Raw genomic sequence first — 15955 nt, forward strand, 5'->3', positions numbered from 1 at the left:
GAGGAGAACCCTGCAAGAGAAAAGGAGAGCAGGGGGGTTCAGGGCACAGAAACAGGCCTTCCCCCCGGCGTGGCGCTGGGTGGGGGGCGGGGGGGGGGGGCCCCCCCCCCCCCCCCCCCCCCCCCCCTTCAGTACCGCTCACGACCCGACGGTCTTCTTCCGGGCGCGGTACGCCGCCGCCTTGATCTTGTTGCCGCACGATTCCATGCCGCACCACTGCCTGCGCATGCCCCGGGAGCGGTCGATGTAGACGCGGGTGCACTCGGGGTTGCCGCACTCCTTGAGCAGGGGGACGTCGGGGCCGCTCAGGAGTTCCACCGCGAGGCGGGCCACCGTGGACAGGGCCTCCTCGGGGTTGGCCTGTGTCCACCGCCCGGCCGGGGTCAGCTGCGGGACCGCGGGCGGTCTGCGGGCCACGCTGTTGAGCACGGCCAGCGCCCCGGTGTCGTACTCCTCGCCGAGGCGACGGGTTGTGACCAGCCGGTAGACGGCTTCCCGTACGGTCGTCGCCTGCTCCACGTCGGCCTCGTGGCTCGGGGAGACCGCGTCGACGATTCCGGACTCCCGATACCATGCGTCCAGCCTGTCCGGCGTCGCGAACATCTCGAAGCGCGCCGAGCGCCGCGCCCTGAGCGTCGCGGCGAAGTCGAGGGCCGGGTTGCCGCACACGAAGACATGGTCGAGGTTCACGTCACCATCCTGACAGGTGACTGACCGGACCGGCAAGGCTCGGTGCCGCAGCTCAGAGGCCCAGGTCCAGGGCCAGGCAGGAGAAGGTCTGCCACGAGCTCTCCGGGTTGTGGGCGCTTCTCGCCGGATCGCTCGCGGTCACGGACTTCTCCACGACCATGTCCTCGTATCTGATGTGCTCCGGCAGGGCGCCGAACCGGGCGTGGCGGGTGGCGGCCGCGCTGTCCGCGGGGTTGTCCATGGTCGACCTCCGTGGTGAGGGTTGGTGTGTGTTGCGGGTCCGGTCGGTGACGTTCGGAGCCGACGGTCAGAAGTGGTCCACGTCGACGACGGCCTGGGCGAAGGCCGCGGGCGCCTCCTGGGGCACGTTGTGCCCGACGCCCGCCAGGGTGCGGTGGTCGTATGCGCCGGTGAACCGGTCCCGGTACGAGGAGCCGTCGCCCGGAGCCGTGAAGGGGTCGCGCTCCGGGTCGAGGGTGACGGTGGGCACCGTGATGACCGGCCGGGCGGCGAGACGCTTCTCGATGCCGTCGTAGCGCCGCTCGCCGTCGGCGAGGCCCAGCCGCCAGCGGTAGTTGTGGATGACGATGTCCGCGTAGTCGGGGTTCTCGAAGGCTGCCGCCGTGCGGTCGAAGGTGGCGTCGTCGAAATCCCAGGTGGGGGAGACGGTCTCCCAGACGAGCCTGGTCAGTTCGCGGCGGTGGGTGCCGTCCTCCATGGCCTTCCGGCCTCGCTCCGTGGCGAAGTAGTACTGGTACCACCAGGTGTGCTCGGCCCGCGCCGGCAGCGGGTCTAGGTTGGCCGCGAGATTGGTGACGAGGTATCCGTTCACCGACACGAGGGCCTTGCAGCGCTCGGGCCACAGGGCGGCGATGATGTCGGCGGTCCGCGAGCCCCAGTCGAAGCCCGCCAGGACGGCCTTCTCGATCTTGAGGGCGTCCATCAGGGCGATGATGTCGAGGGCGACGGCCGACTGCTGGGCGTTGCGGACCGTGCGGTCGGACAGGAACCGCGTCGTGCCGTGCCCGCGCAGATACGGGACGATCACGCGGTAGCCCTGCGCCGCGAGCAGCGGGGCGACGTCGACGAAGCTGTGGATGTCGTACGGCCAGCCGTGCAGGCAGATCACCACGGGGCCGTGGGCGGGGCCCAACTCGGCGTGACCGACGTCGAGCACGCCCGCCCTGACCTGCTTCAGCCGCGGAAACGAAGTGTGCGCACCGGAGCCCGTGGTGTTCCCGCCCGGTGTGGCGGCGGAGGCGGTCGGTACACCCGGCAGACCTGGCAGACCGGCCAGGGAGACGGCCGCAGCGCTCGTGCCCAGGGTCTTGCTGAAGGTGCGCCTGTCGATCATGTGAACCCCTCCGCGTGGCTTGGTGTGAGCTGACTGTCGCATGCACGCGCGTCACCGGTCAAGACGGTGACGAAATAGGAGTCTCCTATTACCCAGGTGCTCCTGGGTGAGAAAGTCACCGTATTGATCGGTGATGAGATGGAATGACGTACGCCGCGCAACAGTCGCGGACCGGGACGGTGTAGCACCGGCCCAGGGCGGATCCCGTGAGCGGCGGCGAGCCGTGACGCCCTGGTCACGGCCGCGTCGGGCTCGGGCAAAGGCGCGGACAAGATTGGCCCTCGCGGACCGCCGCACGCGGCTCAACGACCCTCTGTCAACGTGGCGTTCACCCAGGGGCCGCCGAGGCGCGCCAGGGTGCGGTCGTCGTCAGCCAGGGAGGGCACCATGACCGCACAGTCAGGTCCGGATACACCGGACGGGTCGGCACAGGCTTCGGGGGTCAGCCGTCGCCACGCGATCGGCCTGCTCGGCACGGCGGGGGCGGGAGCGGCCGTCACCCCGTTGCTCGCGGCGGGAACGGCACAGGCCGCACCCGCCCTGCATCTCACCGCCGACTCCTCCGGCGCGCCCCCGGTCCAGGGTCTGCACCTGACGTTCGGGGCGGACCCGCGCACCCGGATGACGGTCTCCTGGCTCACCGACCGCCCGGTGACCAGACCCCAGGTGCACTACGGCACCCTGGAACACGGCTTCGGCTCCAGCACCGAGGCCCGGACCGTCACCTACGTCGACGGCACCTCCGGCCGTACCGTGTACGTCCACCACGCGGCCCTCGAACGGCTCCGCCCCGGCACCGAGTACATCTACCTCGCCACGCACGCGGGGGCCACGCCCGACAGCGGTACGTTCCGCACGGCACCTCGCGGACGGCAGCCCTTCACCTTCACCAGCTTCGGCGACCAGTCCGCCCCGCAGGTGACCTGGGCCGCCAACGGCACACCGGCCCTGGACGCGAACTCCACCCCCGCGACCAAGGACATCGTCACCGGTGTCGAGCAGGTCGCCCCCCCTCTTCCACCTGCTCAACGGCGACCTCTGCTACGCCAACCTCGACGTCGACCGCGTCCGCACCTGGAACAACTTCTTCACCAACAACACGCGTTCGGCCCGCTTCCGCCCCTGGATGCCGGCGGCCGGCAACCACGAGATCGAGAAGGCCAACGGCCCGCTCGGACTCGGCGCCTACCAGACCTACTTCGCCCTCCCGTCCACCGAGACGGACGCCGAACTCGCCGGCCTCTGGTATGCCTTCACCGTCGGCTCGGTCCGGGTGATCGTGCTCCAGAACGACGACAACTGCCTCCAGGACGGCGGCGACGTCTACATTAGCGGCTACTCCGGCGGACGCCAACTCGCCTTCCTGGAAAGGGAACTGAAGGCGGCGCGGTCCTCGCGTGACGTCGACTGGGTGGTGGTCGCCATGCACCAGGTCATGATCAGCTCCTCGGACGCCAACGGCGCCGACCTGGGGCTGCGCCAGAAGTACGGCCCCCTGTTCGACCGCTACGGCGTGGACCTGGTGCTGTGCGGCCACGAACACAACTACGAGCGCTCGCTGGCCGTCCGCGGAGTCGTCACCGGCAGCGAGACCCTTACCCCGAACCCGGTCTCCGGCGCCACCGACTCCATCGACACCGGCCTCGGCACCGTGCACATGATCCTCGGCGGCGGAGGCGTCTCGGGCACCACGAACCAGAACTTCTTCAAGGACGGCAGCGCCAAGGTGATCACCTCCGTGTCGTCGACCGCCGGCGCCAACGGCAAGCGCACCTCCACCTACACCAAGGAGCAGGCGGTGTGGACGGGGGTCAGGGACGTCGACCACCCCTACGGCTTCGCCGCCTTCACCGTCGACCCCGGCCGGCACGCCGGCGACACCACCCGCATGCACGTGACCTACTACAACGTGAACAAGCCGGGCGGCGACCTGTCGGTCTTCGAACAGTTCACGCTGCACCGCCGCCGCTCCGACGGCCACAGCGGGTAGCGGCCGCGGGGACCGGTCCCACCCACGTGCACGGACCGCCTGGGTGAACCGCGTGGGTGACCAGGGCGGACATGCCCGCGACCGGCCGCTCTGGCTAGGATCTGAGCCGTCGGACATCGGGAGACAGCAATGACGCCAGTGGGAGCGCAGGGCGGGAGCCCCGGTGCGCCGCGTGCCGTGGACGTGGCCCGGCGGGCCGGCGTCTCGCAGAAGACGGTCTCCCGGGTCTTCAACGGCGAGCGGTACGTGTCCGCCGAGGTACGGGGGCGGGTGCTCGAAGCCGCGGAGGAACTCGGCTACCGGCTGAACAGCGCTGCCCGGGCCCTGGCCTCGGGGCGTACCCGTTCGATCGGCGTGGTCACCCTCGGCACCGCCCTGTACGGACCGGCCTCCCTGCTCATCGGCGTGGAACGGGCCGCGCGGGACGCGGGATACGCGCTCCGCGTCGTCAACACGCTGGAGGGCGATCCCGCGGGCATCGCCGGAGCCATGGAGTCGCTCCTCGAACAGGGCGTCGACGGCATCGTGGTGTCCGAACCGATCGACGAGGGACCGGCGTCGCCCGGTGTCGACGTCCCGGTCCTGGTCCTCGGGGCGCCCGCCGGTTTCGGCGGCCCGCGTGCCGTGGCCGCGGGGGTCGGCGCCGAGTCGCTGGCGCGGGTGGCCACCGAACACCTGCTGGACCTCGGGCATGTGACGGTCCATCACCTGGCCGGTCCACAACGGTGGTTCGCCGCCCGGGACCGTCTCCACGGCTGGCGGGCGGCGCTCGCGGAACGCGACAGGAGACAGCCGGACGTCATCGAGGGCGACTGGTCGGCCTCGTCCGGCTACGCGGCCGGTCGCGAACTCGCCGCCGCCGGTGACGTCACCGCCGTGTTCGCCGCCAACGACGACATGGCCATCGGTCTGGTCCGCGCGCTGCTGGAAGCAGGCCTGCGCGTACCGGAGGACGTGAGCGTCGTCGGGTTCGACGACACCCCCGTCTCCGCTTATGTCACCCCGCCGCTGACCACCGTGCGCCAGCCGTTCGACGCCGTGGCCCACGAAGGGCTCCGGCTCCTGGTGCAGGCCATCGAGAAGCCGGACGCGGAACCGGCACCGCCGAGCGACCCACCGGTCGAGCTCGTCGTACGCGCTTCCACGGCACCTCCGCCGAGCCGCGGGCCCCGGTCGGGCGGACGGCGTCCGGCCGCCACGGACTGAACGACGCGCCCCGGCTGCCATCGGCGACCGGGGCGACTCCGCGACCGGCGGCACCTCACGGCGCCGCCGGTGGACCTCAGCTCACCTCACCCTCACCGCACCTCCCTGGCGTACGGCGCCACGGCGATCCGGTCGATCAGCGGCGCGTACCGGGAGCGGAGCAGCACGCCGGGGAAGGTGTCCGAGGCGTAGCTGGTGCCGTCGAAGTTGGGCAGTTCCTCGGAGCGGAAGGAGAGGGTGTTCCGCCCCTTCTTCAGGGTGACGGGGACCGTCAGCTCCCAGAAGTCGTTCTGGTGGAAGGTGTGGGGGAAGCCGACCCGCCGTGTTTCGCCGCCGTTGACGCTGATGTCGGCGTGGCGGGCCAGCGGGTCCGGGTTGTAGTGGGTGGCCTCGGACTGCTCGGGGTTGGAGTAGCGGACGCGCAGCGCGTACAGGCCTGCCTTGTCCGCGGTGACCGTGAACGTCGCGGTGTTGCCGTTGCCCGGGTCACCGCCGACGCCGGTGATCGCCGTGCCGTCGGTGGCGAGTGACAGCGGGGTGAGGGTGGCCGAGCCCGCGAGGACGGCGTCCTGTGCCTCGTAGGTACGCGTCTTCAGCGTGCCCTCGGTCGGTGTGACCGTGAGACGGTCGACGAGTGTGGGCGACGAACCACCCGTTACCGTCACCTTGTTGATGCCGCCGGAGAGGGACACCGCGACCCTGCTCCGGCCCTTGGACAGGCGCAGCACCTCGTGCTCGTTCACCGAGAGCCGCGCGCCGGCGCCATCGAGGGCGTCGACGTCGAGGGTGGCCTCACGGTCGGCGGGGGAGTAGACCCAGAACGTGGCCGTCTGGCCCTTTGCGAGTCGGGCCGCGCCCGATCCGGAGGCCGCCCGCTTCGGCAGGTCGTAGACGGGCCGCGCCCCGCCGCCCAGCCACGCCAGTTCGCCCTCGTACACCTGGGTGCCGGCCGAGGCCGCGGGAAGGGCGAGGGTGAGGCGGTCGACGATGGCGTCACCCTTCGTGGCGCGCTTGCCGTCGAGGCTCTTCGCGGCGAGCGTCAGGGTGTGCTTGCCCTTGGTGAGCTTCACCTTGGTGTCGGTGTGGTCCCAGACCACCCACTTGTAGCCGAGCGGCAGATACAGCTGCTGCTCGCCGGCCGCCGCGCCGTCCACGCGCAGGAAGACGTTGGTGGGGCCCTGTTCCTTCACCTTGTCGAAGGTGTTGAGGGAGTTGGCGAAGACGCTCAGGTCGTAGGTGCCGTCCTCGGGCACGTCCACGGTGAAGTCGAGCGTGACGTCCGAGCCGGTCCGCAGGCCGCCGACGTCGTAGCCGCCGGAAGTGTAGAACTTCGACACGTCCGAAGTGGAGCCCTCGGGGCCGTTCTTGGAGTAGCCCGAGCCCGTGTGCGCCGCGTCCTCCGCCTCGTACGACGACTGCCAGCGCACCGGCGGCGACTGCGCGGACTTCGCCTTGCCGGCCGGGCTGAGGACGATCTCGTACGCCGAGGACTCCTTCAGCTTCGGCAGTGCGCCGTCACCGAAGTCGACGGTGACCGTGCCGTCCTGAGCGACCTTCAGGTTCTGCTCGCTCAGCAGCTTCGGCCCGGAGTTGTCGCCGACCTGCCCGCTCCACTCGATCTCCCTCACCCATGCGTGCACTTGGCCGCCGAAGACCTTCTTCGGGACTCCCGCGAAGGTGATGTGGCCCTTCCCGGTGGAGCCGCCGAAGATCAGCCGGGCCTGCTTCTTCTTCGCGTCGAGCGTGGCCACGCCCTGCATGGTGTAGTTCTGGCCGGGGAACGGCGGGGACACCGCCACGGTGTGCCCGCTCATCGAGGCGTACGAATTGAGCAGCCACCACTGGCCGTTGCCGCGGTTGGACTGCACCGCGGAGTCGGAGAGGTTGCCGTCGATGTTCCAGTACGCGATGTCCGCGTCGACCTTGGACTCCTCGATCGCGGAGACCCACTGGATCATCTGGCCCGGGACGGAGGTGTGGTAGTTGAACGCGTACTCGTTGATGTTGATGGGCAGTTGGGTGCCCTCGCGAGAGGTGCCCTTGAACAACTCCTTCTCCCACACCCGGTACTTGGCGACGCTCGCGCGCACGGCCTCCGGGTGGCTCAGCTCGTGCCAGGTGATGACGTCCGGGAGGGTGTTCGCGGCGAGCGTGTGGGTGAGGAAGCCCTTCACCTGGTCGTACAGGACACTGGTGTTGGGGCCGGCGATACGGGCGTCGGGCATCTTGCCCTTGATGAGCCTGTACGCGGAGTCCCAGGCGGCGAAGTAGTCGTCCGGGTCGCTCAGCCAGCTGACCTTGTCGTAACTCCACTCGCCGGTGCCGAACATGTTGCCCTCGGGCTCGTTGAACGGCACGAAGACGATGTTGTCCTGGTACTGCTTCGGCAGCTTCAGGACCTGGTCGACCTGCTTGCCGATCTTCTCCTCGTAGAGCTTGACCTTCTCCTGCGGGGTGCTGCCCGGCCACTCGTACGGGAAGCCGCGGTGGATGTCGGTCATGTAGATGTACACGTCGCCGTCGGTGGAGTCGGCGAGCGGCTTCACCACGTCCAGCGCGTCGGCACCGGGGTGCTGCGGGCCGTCCTGGGCCTTGGTGGAGACCGTGCGCAGACCCATGCCCTCGATGAGGTTGTTGGTGGGGACGTCCGGTCCGTACACGCCGTAGAGGGTGCCGGAGGCGCCGCCGTGGAAAGCGCCGGTGTCCGAGCCGAGGTCCACGGTGAGCTGTCCCTCGCGGACCACGGTGACGGTCGCCTGCACCGCGCGCCCGGCCGCCGTTCCGGCCACGGTGAAGGTCCCCGGCCCGGCGTACTTCTCGGGCGGTACGGCGTCCCAGGTGATGGGGGTGTCGCGGTCGTAGCCGTCGGAGAAGGAGGAGCGGACGGTGGCCGGGAGGGACGGGGCGGTCCCGTCGGTCGTACGGACGTCGAACGACGTCGCCGAGAGGGCGTCGAGGGTCGGCACGGGACCGCCGAGACCGGCCACCTGCTCGGCGCTGAGCGCCGCGTGCCACACGGTGAAGTCGTCGATCGCGCCCTTGAGCAGCGGGTCCGGGTACAGGGACTTGCCTATGTAGCCGGCCGCCGTGGCCGAACCGTCCAGCAGGTCCTTGGCCTTGATGCCGGTCGCGGCGGAGGAGACCGCCACGCCGTCGAGGTAGGTGGTGAGCCGGCCGGCGGCGGTGTCGAGGGTGACGGTGACCGTCCGCCACTGGTCGGCGGGGAGCGGGGCGTACCCGGAGACCTGTGCCTCGGCGCCCCCTCCGCCGGTGGTCACGGCCGTGCGCAGGACCCCGCCGTTGGACGGGGTGGTGAAGAGGTACTTGGAGGTGTCGGTGCCCAGGTCGAAGATCCGCTGCCAGGCCGACGAGTCGTCGCCCCATCGCACCCGGGCGGAGACCGTCAGGTCGCTGGAGTCGCCGACCACTTCGCGCGGCAGGCGGACGTAGGCGCCGTCCGAGGTGGGGGCCCCGCCGGGCAGGGCCAGCGCCTTGCCGCCGTCCGGGCCCGCCACGGCCTGGGCGGTGGAGCCGTTCACCAGGCTCGCCGTCAGGCCGTTGCCGGAACTGTCGGTGATCTTTCCGGAGGCGAGGTCGTCCTGGTCGAAGGTGTAGCGGGCGGCGGGCCCCGGCGTCTCGGCCGCGTGGGCGGGGACGGCGGGTGCGGCCAGCAGGCCCGCGCCGAGGGCCAGCGCCATGGCGGCCGGTGCGCGGCGGCGCGGGGATCTGTCAGCGGATGGCATGGAAGCGTCCTCATCGTCGAGTTGCGGGTTCCGGTCGGCACACCTCGGCCGCCGTCGCACCGGCGGGAACCGTTGCGAAGCGGGCGCGTCAGGGGAAGGGCGCGTGTCGGACGGCCGGTGTTGCGGCTCTGTGGCATGGGAACGGGCGAGTGGCCTGTGTGGGGGTTGTGTCGAACCGGTTCGGCGAAGCTAGCATCGGAGTATCCGACCAGCAATCCCCTCGACACGGGATTTCATCACCCCTCCATGCCCGGTAGGAGAATGGGTCCCGGGTGTTGACAGGGGTACGGACAATTCCTACGTTCACTTCACGCGAACCGGTTCGACAGCCGGTCGTCCCCTCCCGAGGAGCCACCGTGAACATCGGTGAGATCGCCCGACGGGCCGGTGTCTCGCGGAGCACCGTGTCCTACGCGCTGAGCGGCAAGCGCCCGGTGTCGGAAGACACCCGCCGCAAGATCCAGCAGGTCGTCGACGAACTGGGCTACCAACCCAGCGCCAGCGCCCGCGCCCTGGCCAACGGGCGGACCAGCACGCTCGGCCTGGTCTTCCCGCCGGCCGGCAACCACTACACCGGGATGCAGCTGGACTTCATCGGCAGCGTGGTGGAGGCCGCCGCGGCCCACGACTACGACGTGCTGCTCTCCCCGAGCGGGGTGGACAGCGACCGTTCCTTCCAGCGGCTGCTGGGGGAGCGGCGGGTCGACGGCGCGATCCTGATGGAGATCAGGCTGGAGGACGACCGCGTCGATCACCTGGCCGAGCTCGGCTTCCCCTCCGTCGCCATCGGCCGCACCGCCCGCGCGGAGGAAGGCTGGTACGTCGCCCTGGACCACACCGCGCTCACAGCGGCCTGCGTCCACCACCTCGCGGACCTCGGCCACCGCCGGGTCGCCTTCGTCAACCGGCCCGAGCAACTCCTGCGGACCGGGTACGAGTCGGCGCACCGCGGCCTGGACGGGTTCACCAAGGCCGCGGCCGAGCGTGGGCTGACGGTCCGGACGTACTGCTGCGGGGACGACGCCGCCTCGGGGCAGGCCTGTGTGGAACGGATCCTGCACGACGACCCGGCCACCACCGCCCTGGTCACCCTGAACGAGGCCGCGCTGGGCGGCCTCCACCGGGGCCTCGCGCAGGCGGGCCGCCATGTGCCGCGGGACTTCTCCGTCACCGGGATCGTGGCCAACCGCTGGGCGGAGACGGTGACTCCGCAGGTCACAGCGGCGGACGTCCCGGCGGCCGAGATGGGCCGGCTCGCCGTCGACCTGCTGGTGGAGCGGCTCGCCCGTCCCGACGCGCCGCCCCGGCACCATCTCCTCGTCCCACCGATCTCGCTGCGGGCCAGCACCGGGCCCGCGGGGGGCACCGAAGCCGACACGAAGGCCTGATCACACCCCGCACCCTCCCGTCACACCACCGCCTTCCGGAACGTCCGGTCACACCACCGCGTCCCGGAACGTCCCGTCACACCACCGCGCCCTCCGGCCACCTGACGACGCTGTCCGCCGTGCCTCGTACTCCTCGCGAGCCGTCGCGGGGGCCGCCTCCCGAACTCCGGCGGCCCGGTCGACCGGGCACGATCACTCGTCGATCACGGCACCGAAGTGGGCGGCGTGGGCGGTGCCGCCGAGGGCCGCGGCACCGTACGAGCGGGAGCCGTCGGCGAGGAGCCCGTCGCCGCTCGCGGGCAGCAACCACACCGCGCCGTCACCGGCGTTCTCGTCGGGCGCGGCGGCCACCAGCTCGGCCCGGCCGTCGCCGTCGGTGTCCACGAGCCGCACCTGGGCACCCCACGCGTCGCCTTCCTCGGCGGCACCGGGGATGCCGGGGCTGTTCTGGTCGAAGGACTGGGCACCGGTACCGGTCAGACCCGTACCGGATCCGCGCAGCAGCCACACCGCGCCCGCGTCACGGACCGTGCCCACGTCCTCGCCGGGCGCGCCCACGGCCACGTCGGCGCGGCCGTCACCGTCGACGTCGGCGACGGACAGGTCGTTGCCCCAGGCGTCGCCCTGCTCCGCGGCACCGGGCACGCCCGGGGAGTTCTGCGACCACCACTGCGGGGCCGTTCCGGGGCCCTGGGTGCCGGCCGGGCCGTCGCCGCCGCCGTAGTAGACGCCGATCAGGCCGCCGGGCGCGTCGGCGTCCTCGGCGGACTTGTCGACGGCGCTGCGCTGGCCGACGACGAGGTCGTCGTAGCCGTCGCCGTTGATGTCACCGGAGGCCGTGCCCAGGCCGCCGCGCAGGTCGCTCCGGTAGCTCAGGCCCTCGGCGCCGCCCGCGTAGTAGGAGGACCAGCCCATGACGTAGTCGTCGTCGGGGCTGTAGCCGGAGACGACCAGGTCGGCGAAGCCGTCGCGGTCGTAGTCGCCGGTGGTCAGGTAGGCGCCCTGGAGGGTGTGCCCGGTGGAGCGCGGGGTGCCGACCTGGCGCAGGAGGCCCGCGTGGTAGGTGAAGACGTGCAGGCCCGCTTTCTGGTCGAGGACGACGAGTTGGTCGCCGTCGATGTCCCCGGAGAAGCGGGCGGCGGCCACCGACAGACCGAACCGGGCGCCCGCGACGGGCTTGTCGGCTCCGACGGTCATGGTGCTCTCGGCGCCGAGGCCCGCCTTGGAGCCGTACAGGACGGTCACCCGGCCCGCGTCCTCGACGGTGCCCTCGTCCTCGCCGGGCGTGCCGATGACCGCGTCGTCGTAGCCGTCGCCGTCCAGGTCGCCGGTGGCGACGGCCTGCCCGAAGCGGTCACCGGTCTCGGAGGTACCGGGCACGCCCTTGGTCGACTGGCTCACGACCTGGACCTGGCCCCTGGGCACGGTGGTGTTGGTGCCGATGCCGTTCGGCGCACCGTACTGGACGGTGACGTACCCGGCGCCCTCCTTGCCGTCGACGGTGCCCTCCGGGACGCCGGTGAGGAGGTCGCCGTAGCCGTCGCCGTCGAAGTCGTTGTTGCGGTCGACGGCGGAGGTGCCTCCGGGCACTCCCGCGAAGGCGGCCGGCGCGGCCAGGATGCCCGCTCCCGCCAGCAGCAGGAAGGAGGCGGCGGTGACGGCTGCCGAGCCCGCGGTACGGCGGGTGGTGCGCGCGGTGATGCTCATGTCTGGTTCCCCCGTGGAATGGTGATGGTCCGTCAATCGGCTGGTCAGGGCCGGCTGTTGTTGTTCCTACGCGGGGTTCGACACGGTGGCCCCGGGATGAGTTGTGGTGCCGGGGAGTGCTGTGACACGCCAGTGACAACCGTTCCGCGCCCAGGACATACGACAGGTTGGGGGCGTGGGGTTGTCCTCACGGTCGGGGCCGTCCGGCAGGTCGAGAAGGTCGGTGGCACGGCGCGGCAGGCAGCGAAGGGTGTTGATGTGCAGGCCCGGCCGCGCCACCAATTCGGCCACATCGCCCACTACCTAGGACAACGGGTTCACCGCCGTCTGCGCGGAGTACACGACGTCCTTCGGCGGTCGCCCCTACACCCTCACCCGCGCGGTCGCCCCTTCGCCCTCACCCACGCGGTCGCCCCGGCGGCCATCCGTACGGTGTTCATGCCATCCCCCTGGCTTGTGCGGATCACCGGTTCACCGGTCCCGACGGGCGCCTAGGGACCGGCGAACCATTGGCTCAGGACAGCGCCGACCAACTCCGCTGCTACGTCGGAGACTTGGTCGCCACGCTTTCGCTGCAACAGCGTTCCCGCCCCCGTTCGCGGACTGCGCATCGACGCCCGGGAACATCGCGTTCCGGTTTCGGCGGCCCGCGGAGACCATCGACAACGTCCTTGCACGGACCGGGCGGTGACCATCGCGTTCGCGGAGCTCGCGCGACGGTTTGTCAGTACCCGCCCGTAAGGTGACGTCAGGAGTGTGATCGACTTCGGTGTGGGCGGGGGACCGGTGAGAGGCGCGGACGTGGAACAACTGGTCGGCAGGGCCACGGAGCTCGACCGGTTCGACGCCGTGCTCGCGAACCTGGGGCAGCCCGGAGCGGTGTCGGCCGTCGACATCTCCGGAGAACCCGGCATCGGCAAGAGCCGTCTCCTCACCGAAGCGTGCGCACGGGCACGGCGGGCCGGATTCACGGTGCTGCGCGGGAGGGCCACGGAGTACGAACAGCACGTGCCGTTCCAGGTGTTCACCGACGCGCTCGCCGACGCGGAGTCCGAGACCGACGCCACCGTCACCCTTGCCGCCGATCCGGACGCGGTGCAGCACCACGACGGGAGCGAGACCGACGGCGGCGCGGCGGCCCGCTTCGGCCCGCGGCGCGCGATCTCGGCACTCCTTGCCCGCCTGGGTGACCCCGGAGTGGTGCTGGCCCTAGACGACCTGCACTGGGCGGACCCCGCCTCCCACGAGCTCGTGGACCATCTGGTCCGCCATCCTCCGCGCGGCCGGGTGCTGCTGATCGTGGCGCGCCGGGCCCGGCAGACGCCGACCTCGCTGACCGCGGCGCTGACCCGCGGCATCGACACGGGCGCCGTACTCCACCTGCCCCTGGAACCCCTCGCCGAACGGGAGTCCGTCCAGGCGCTGGCGGGCGACCTCCCCCCGGCCCGGGCCGGACAGCTGTACGCGGCCAGCGAGGGCAACCCCCTCTATCTGCACGCACTGTTGCACGCCTACCGCAGCGGTGCCCCGCTGGGCGGCGTCGACACCCACGACGACATCACCGACCCGGCCGGTGTCCCCAGTGGTCTGGCCGCGCTGCTGCTCGACGAGCTGACCGGACTGACACGGCCGCAGCGCCGTCTCGTCGAAGCGGTGGCCGTGCTCGGTTACCAGGCCACGACCGGCATGCTGACCGTGGTGACCGACACACCGGCCCCCACCGTCGGGGAGCACACCGACATCCTCGCGGCACGCGACATCCTGCGCCCGGGGCCGGGCGGCCGCTGGGCGCTGCGGCATCCGCTGGTGCGGGCCCTGGTCTACGAGAACACCTCGCCCGTACGACGAGCCGACCTCCACCGCCGTGCGGCACGGGAACTGGACCGGCGGGGCGCCCCGGCCGCCGAGCGCGCCCACCACGTCGAACGCTCGCTGACCGGCTGGGACCCCGAGGCGGCCGCCGTACTGAGCGAGGCGGCCGAACAGCTCGCCTCCACCGCACCGGCCACCACCGCCCACCTGCTGGACGTAGTCCTGGGACACCTGCCCCGAACGCCCGACCACACCCGGCGGCGCGGTGAACTGACCCTGGCCCGCGCCCGCGCGCTCGGCGTCAGCGGCGCACTCAGCGAGAGCCGCGACCTGCTCCACCTCCTGATCGAGGGAGCGGGCAGGAGCCACCCCGACCTGCGAGCCGAGGCCATCGCGCAGTACGCCGTGATGGAGCGTCACCTCGGTCACTCCCCGGAGGCCACGGGCCTGCTGCGCCAGGAGCTGTCCCGCACGCCGGGCCCGGCCCCCGGCCTGGACGTCTCCCTCAGGCTGGCCCTGGGCATGTCCGCCCTGCTGACCGCGTCCTACCCCGAGGCCCGCGCGGACGTCGCTCGGGCAGTCGGCATCGCCCGCGCCGACGGCAACGCCCCGGGAGAGGCGGCGGCCCTGGCGCTCGCCGCACTCGGCGAGGCGTACGAAGGGCAAACGGCGTCCGCCACCGGGTTCGCCGAGACGGCCCGCGCCCTCACCGACGCGCTCACCGACCCCGACCTCACCGAACTGTCCGAGTCACTGGTCTGGCTGGCCTGGGCCGAAGCGCTGCTGGAGCGCTACGCCGACGCGGAACGGCACATCACCCGTGGCCTGGACATCGCCCGCCGCAGCGGCCAACTCCATGTCCTGCCACACCTGTTGACGAACCGCGCCTTCATCTGCCTGCACACCTGCCGGCTGTCCGCCGCGCTGGAGGCGGCCGAGGAGGCCGAGGCCATCGCCCGCGCCGCGGGCAGCGGCGACCTGCTCGGGTTCACGCTCGCCATCAAGACGCTGGTGCTCCTGATCGGCGGCCCACTGGGCGACGGCAGCGCGCTGGCCACCGGCGAGGAGGCCGTCGCGGCGCTGACCGGCAGCACGGGCTGGTGGGCCGCCCTGGCCTGGTGCATGCTCGGCCACGCGGCCTTCGTCAACGGTGACCCGTACCGGGCCCAGGAAGCCATCGTGGCCGCCGGTGGGGGCCCCGAACTGCCGCTGCTGCAGCCGTCGATCCGTCCGGGCCAGCTCGACACACTGGTGGGCACCGCCCTCGCCACGGGTGATCCCGCCAAGGCGGGGCGGTGGGCGGCGCAGGCGGCCCGCGAGGCGAAACGGCTCGGACTCGGCGGCCAGCGCGCAGGCGCGCTGCGGGCCGAGGCCACCCTGGCCGAACACCACGGCGACACCGACAAGGCCGTCCGCCTCCTCGACGCGGCCACACAGGAATACGCCCGCTGCGGTCAGACCCTGTGGGAGGCGTACTGCCTCCTGCGCGCCGCTCCCCTCGTCCAACGCGCCGGACGGCGCAGACAGGCCGCCGCGATGTGGCAACGGGCCCACCGCATCGCCGCCGACGGAGGAGCCCGTCTGCTGCTGGACCTGGCCGAGCTGACCCGCCCGCAGATCATGGCGGACACGGCCGAGCTGCCGGCGGAACTGGCCGACCTGACGCCACGTGAACTCGACATCGCCGGGCTCGTGGCGGAAGGCCTGAGCAACCAGGCCATCGCCGCCCGGCTCCACCTCAGCCCGCGCACGGTCGAGACCCACCTGTCGTCCGTCTACCGCAAGGCGTCCCTGCCGTCCCGCTCGGCCCTGGCCGTCCTCATGACACGCAGCGGCCTGACGACCAGTAGGTGACGCGCCATGGGGTTGACGCCCTATGGGGTTTACGTCTGATGGGGTGCGGAATTCCTTCAGCTCAGCTGCGTACCGGAACGCACCGGCACGTCACCGAGGCCGTCGAACTCCTGGCCGTCCTCGGGTCGTTGGTGGTCGCCGTGCCAGTCGAGCATGAGGACGGTGGCGTCGTCCTTGAGGGTGCCGTGGCAGGCGTCGAGGACCGCGGTGG

The 15955-nt window shown here is 71.7% G+C and carries 10 protein-coding genes and 1 pseudogene; 5 read left to right on the top strand and 6 right to left on the bottom strand.

Going from position 1 to position 15955, the window contains the following annotated elements; translation table 11 throughout:
• Positions 1 to 138: 138 nt before the first annotated feature.
• From ACZ48Z_RS27980 to ACZ48Z_RS27990, 3 genes are all read right to left on the bottom strand, one after another.
• Positions 139 to 690: a CGNR zinc finger domain-containing protein gene (locus ACZ48Z_RS27980; protein WP_468738646.1), complete on the bottom strand. Its 552-nt coding sequence runs from the start codon at positions 688 to 690 to the stop codon at positions 139 to 141.
• A 52-nt stretch (positions 691 to 742) separates the two neighbouring features.
• Positions 743 to 931, bottom strand: a complete 189-nt coding sequence (locus ACZ48Z_RS27985; protein WP_468738647.1) for a hypothetical protein — start codon at positions 929 to 931, stop codon at positions 743 to 745.
• Between the two features lie 66 nt (positions 932 to 997).
• The gene (locus tag ACZ48Z_RS27990) at positions 998 to 2044 is read right to left on the bottom strand and encodes an alpha/beta fold hydrolase (protein ID WP_468738648.1); all 1047 of its coding nucleotides are present in this window, start codon (positions 2042 to 2044) and stop codon (positions 998 to 1000) included.
• Positions 2045 to 2665: 621 nt separating this feature from the next.
• Here ACZ48Z_RS27990 and ACZ48Z_RS27995 point away from each other — a divergent pair.
• Positions 2666 to 2842, top strand: a pseudogene (locus ACZ48Z_RS27995) (fibronectin type III domain-containing protein); the annotation flags it as partial.
• Positions 2843 to 2850: 8 nt separating this feature from the next.
• Here ACZ48Z_RS27995 and ACZ48Z_RS28000 read toward each other — a convergent pair.
• Complete coding sequence (locus ACZ48Z_RS28000; protein ID WP_468738668.1) at positions 2851 to 3027, bottom strand: hypothetical protein; 177 nt, start codon at positions 3025 to 3027, stop codon at positions 2851 to 2853.
• Between the two features lie 8 nt (positions 3028 to 3035).
• On the opposite strand from ACZ48Z_RS28000, the gene ACZ48Z_RS28005 reads away from it, so the two are divergent.
• Both ACZ48Z_RS28005 and ACZ48Z_RS28010 read left to right on the top strand, forming a co-directional pair.
• Entirely contained in the window at positions 3036 to 4034 is a 999-nt protein-coding gene (locus ACZ48Z_RS28005) for a metallophosphoesterase (RefSeq protein WP_468738649.1), read from the top strand.
• 177 nt (positions 4035 to 4211) lie between these two features.
• Positions 4212 to 5240, top strand: a complete 1029-nt coding sequence (locus ACZ48Z_RS28010) for a LacI family DNA-binding transcriptional regulator (protein ID WP_468738665.1) — start codon at positions 4212 to 4214, stop codon at positions 5238 to 5240.
• Positions 5241 to 5332: 92 nt separating this feature from the next.
• On the opposite strand, the gene ACZ48Z_RS28015 is transcribed toward ACZ48Z_RS28010, so the two are convergent.
• Positions 5333 to 8938 (bottom strand): LamG-like jellyroll fold domain-containing protein, encoded by a 3606-nt coding sequence (locus ACZ48Z_RS28015; RefSeq protein WP_468738666.1) that lies wholly within the window; start codon positions 8936 to 8938, stop codon positions 5333 to 5335.
• Between the two features lie 401 nt (positions 8939 to 9339).
• Here ACZ48Z_RS28015 and ACZ48Z_RS28020 point away from each other — a divergent pair, with 401 nt between their 5' ends.
• Positions 9340 to 10371: a LacI family DNA-binding transcriptional regulator gene (locus tag ACZ48Z_RS28020; RefSeq protein WP_468738650.1), complete on the top strand. Its 1032-nt coding sequence runs from the start codon at positions 9340 to 9342 to the stop codon at positions 10369 to 10371.
• Between the two features lie 192 nt (positions 10372 to 10563).
• Here the strand turns inward: ACZ48Z_RS28020 and ACZ48Z_RS28025 are convergent, their stop codons facing one another.
• Positions 10564 to 12078, bottom strand: coding sequence for an FG-GAP and VCBS repeat-containing protein (locus ACZ48Z_RS28025; protein ID WP_468738651.1), 1515 nt, complete (start codon positions 12076 to 12078; stop codon positions 10564 to 10566).
• Between the two features lie 756 nt (positions 12079 to 12834).
• On the opposite strand from ACZ48Z_RS28025, the gene ACZ48Z_RS28030 reads away from it, so the two are divergent.
• Entirely contained in the window at positions 12835 to 15744 is a 2910-nt protein-coding gene (locus tag ACZ48Z_RS28030) for a helix-turn-helix transcriptional regulator (protein WP_468738652.1), read from the top strand.
• The last annotated feature ends 211 nt before the right edge of the window (positions 15745 to 15955 follow it).

The organism is Streptomyces sp. NPDC031225 (assembly GCF_055570355.1).

Bases quoted from the DNA above. Each gene is read 5' to 3' on its own strand.
- ACZ48Z_RS27985 (WP_468738647.1), bottom strand. From the start codon at position 931: ATGGACAACCCCGCGGACAGCGCGGCCGCCACCCGCCACGCCCGGTTC.
- ACZ48Z_RS27990 (WP_468738648.1), bottom strand. From the start codon at position 2,044: ATGATCGACAGGCGCACCTTCAGCAAGACCCTGGGCACGAGCGCTGCG.
- ACZ48Z_RS28000 (WP_468738668.1), bottom strand. From the start codon at position 3,027: ATGTCCTTGGTCGCGGGGGTGGAGTTCGCGTCCAGGGCCGGTGTGCCG.
- ACZ48Z_RS28015 (WP_468738666.1), bottom strand. From the start codon at position 8,938: ATGGCGCTGGCCCTCGGCGCGGGCCTGCTGGCCGCACCCGCCGTCCCC.
- ACZ48Z_RS28025 (WP_468738651.1), bottom strand. From the start codon at position 12,078: ATGAGCATCACCGCGCGCACCACCCGCCGTACCGCGGGCTCGGCAGCC.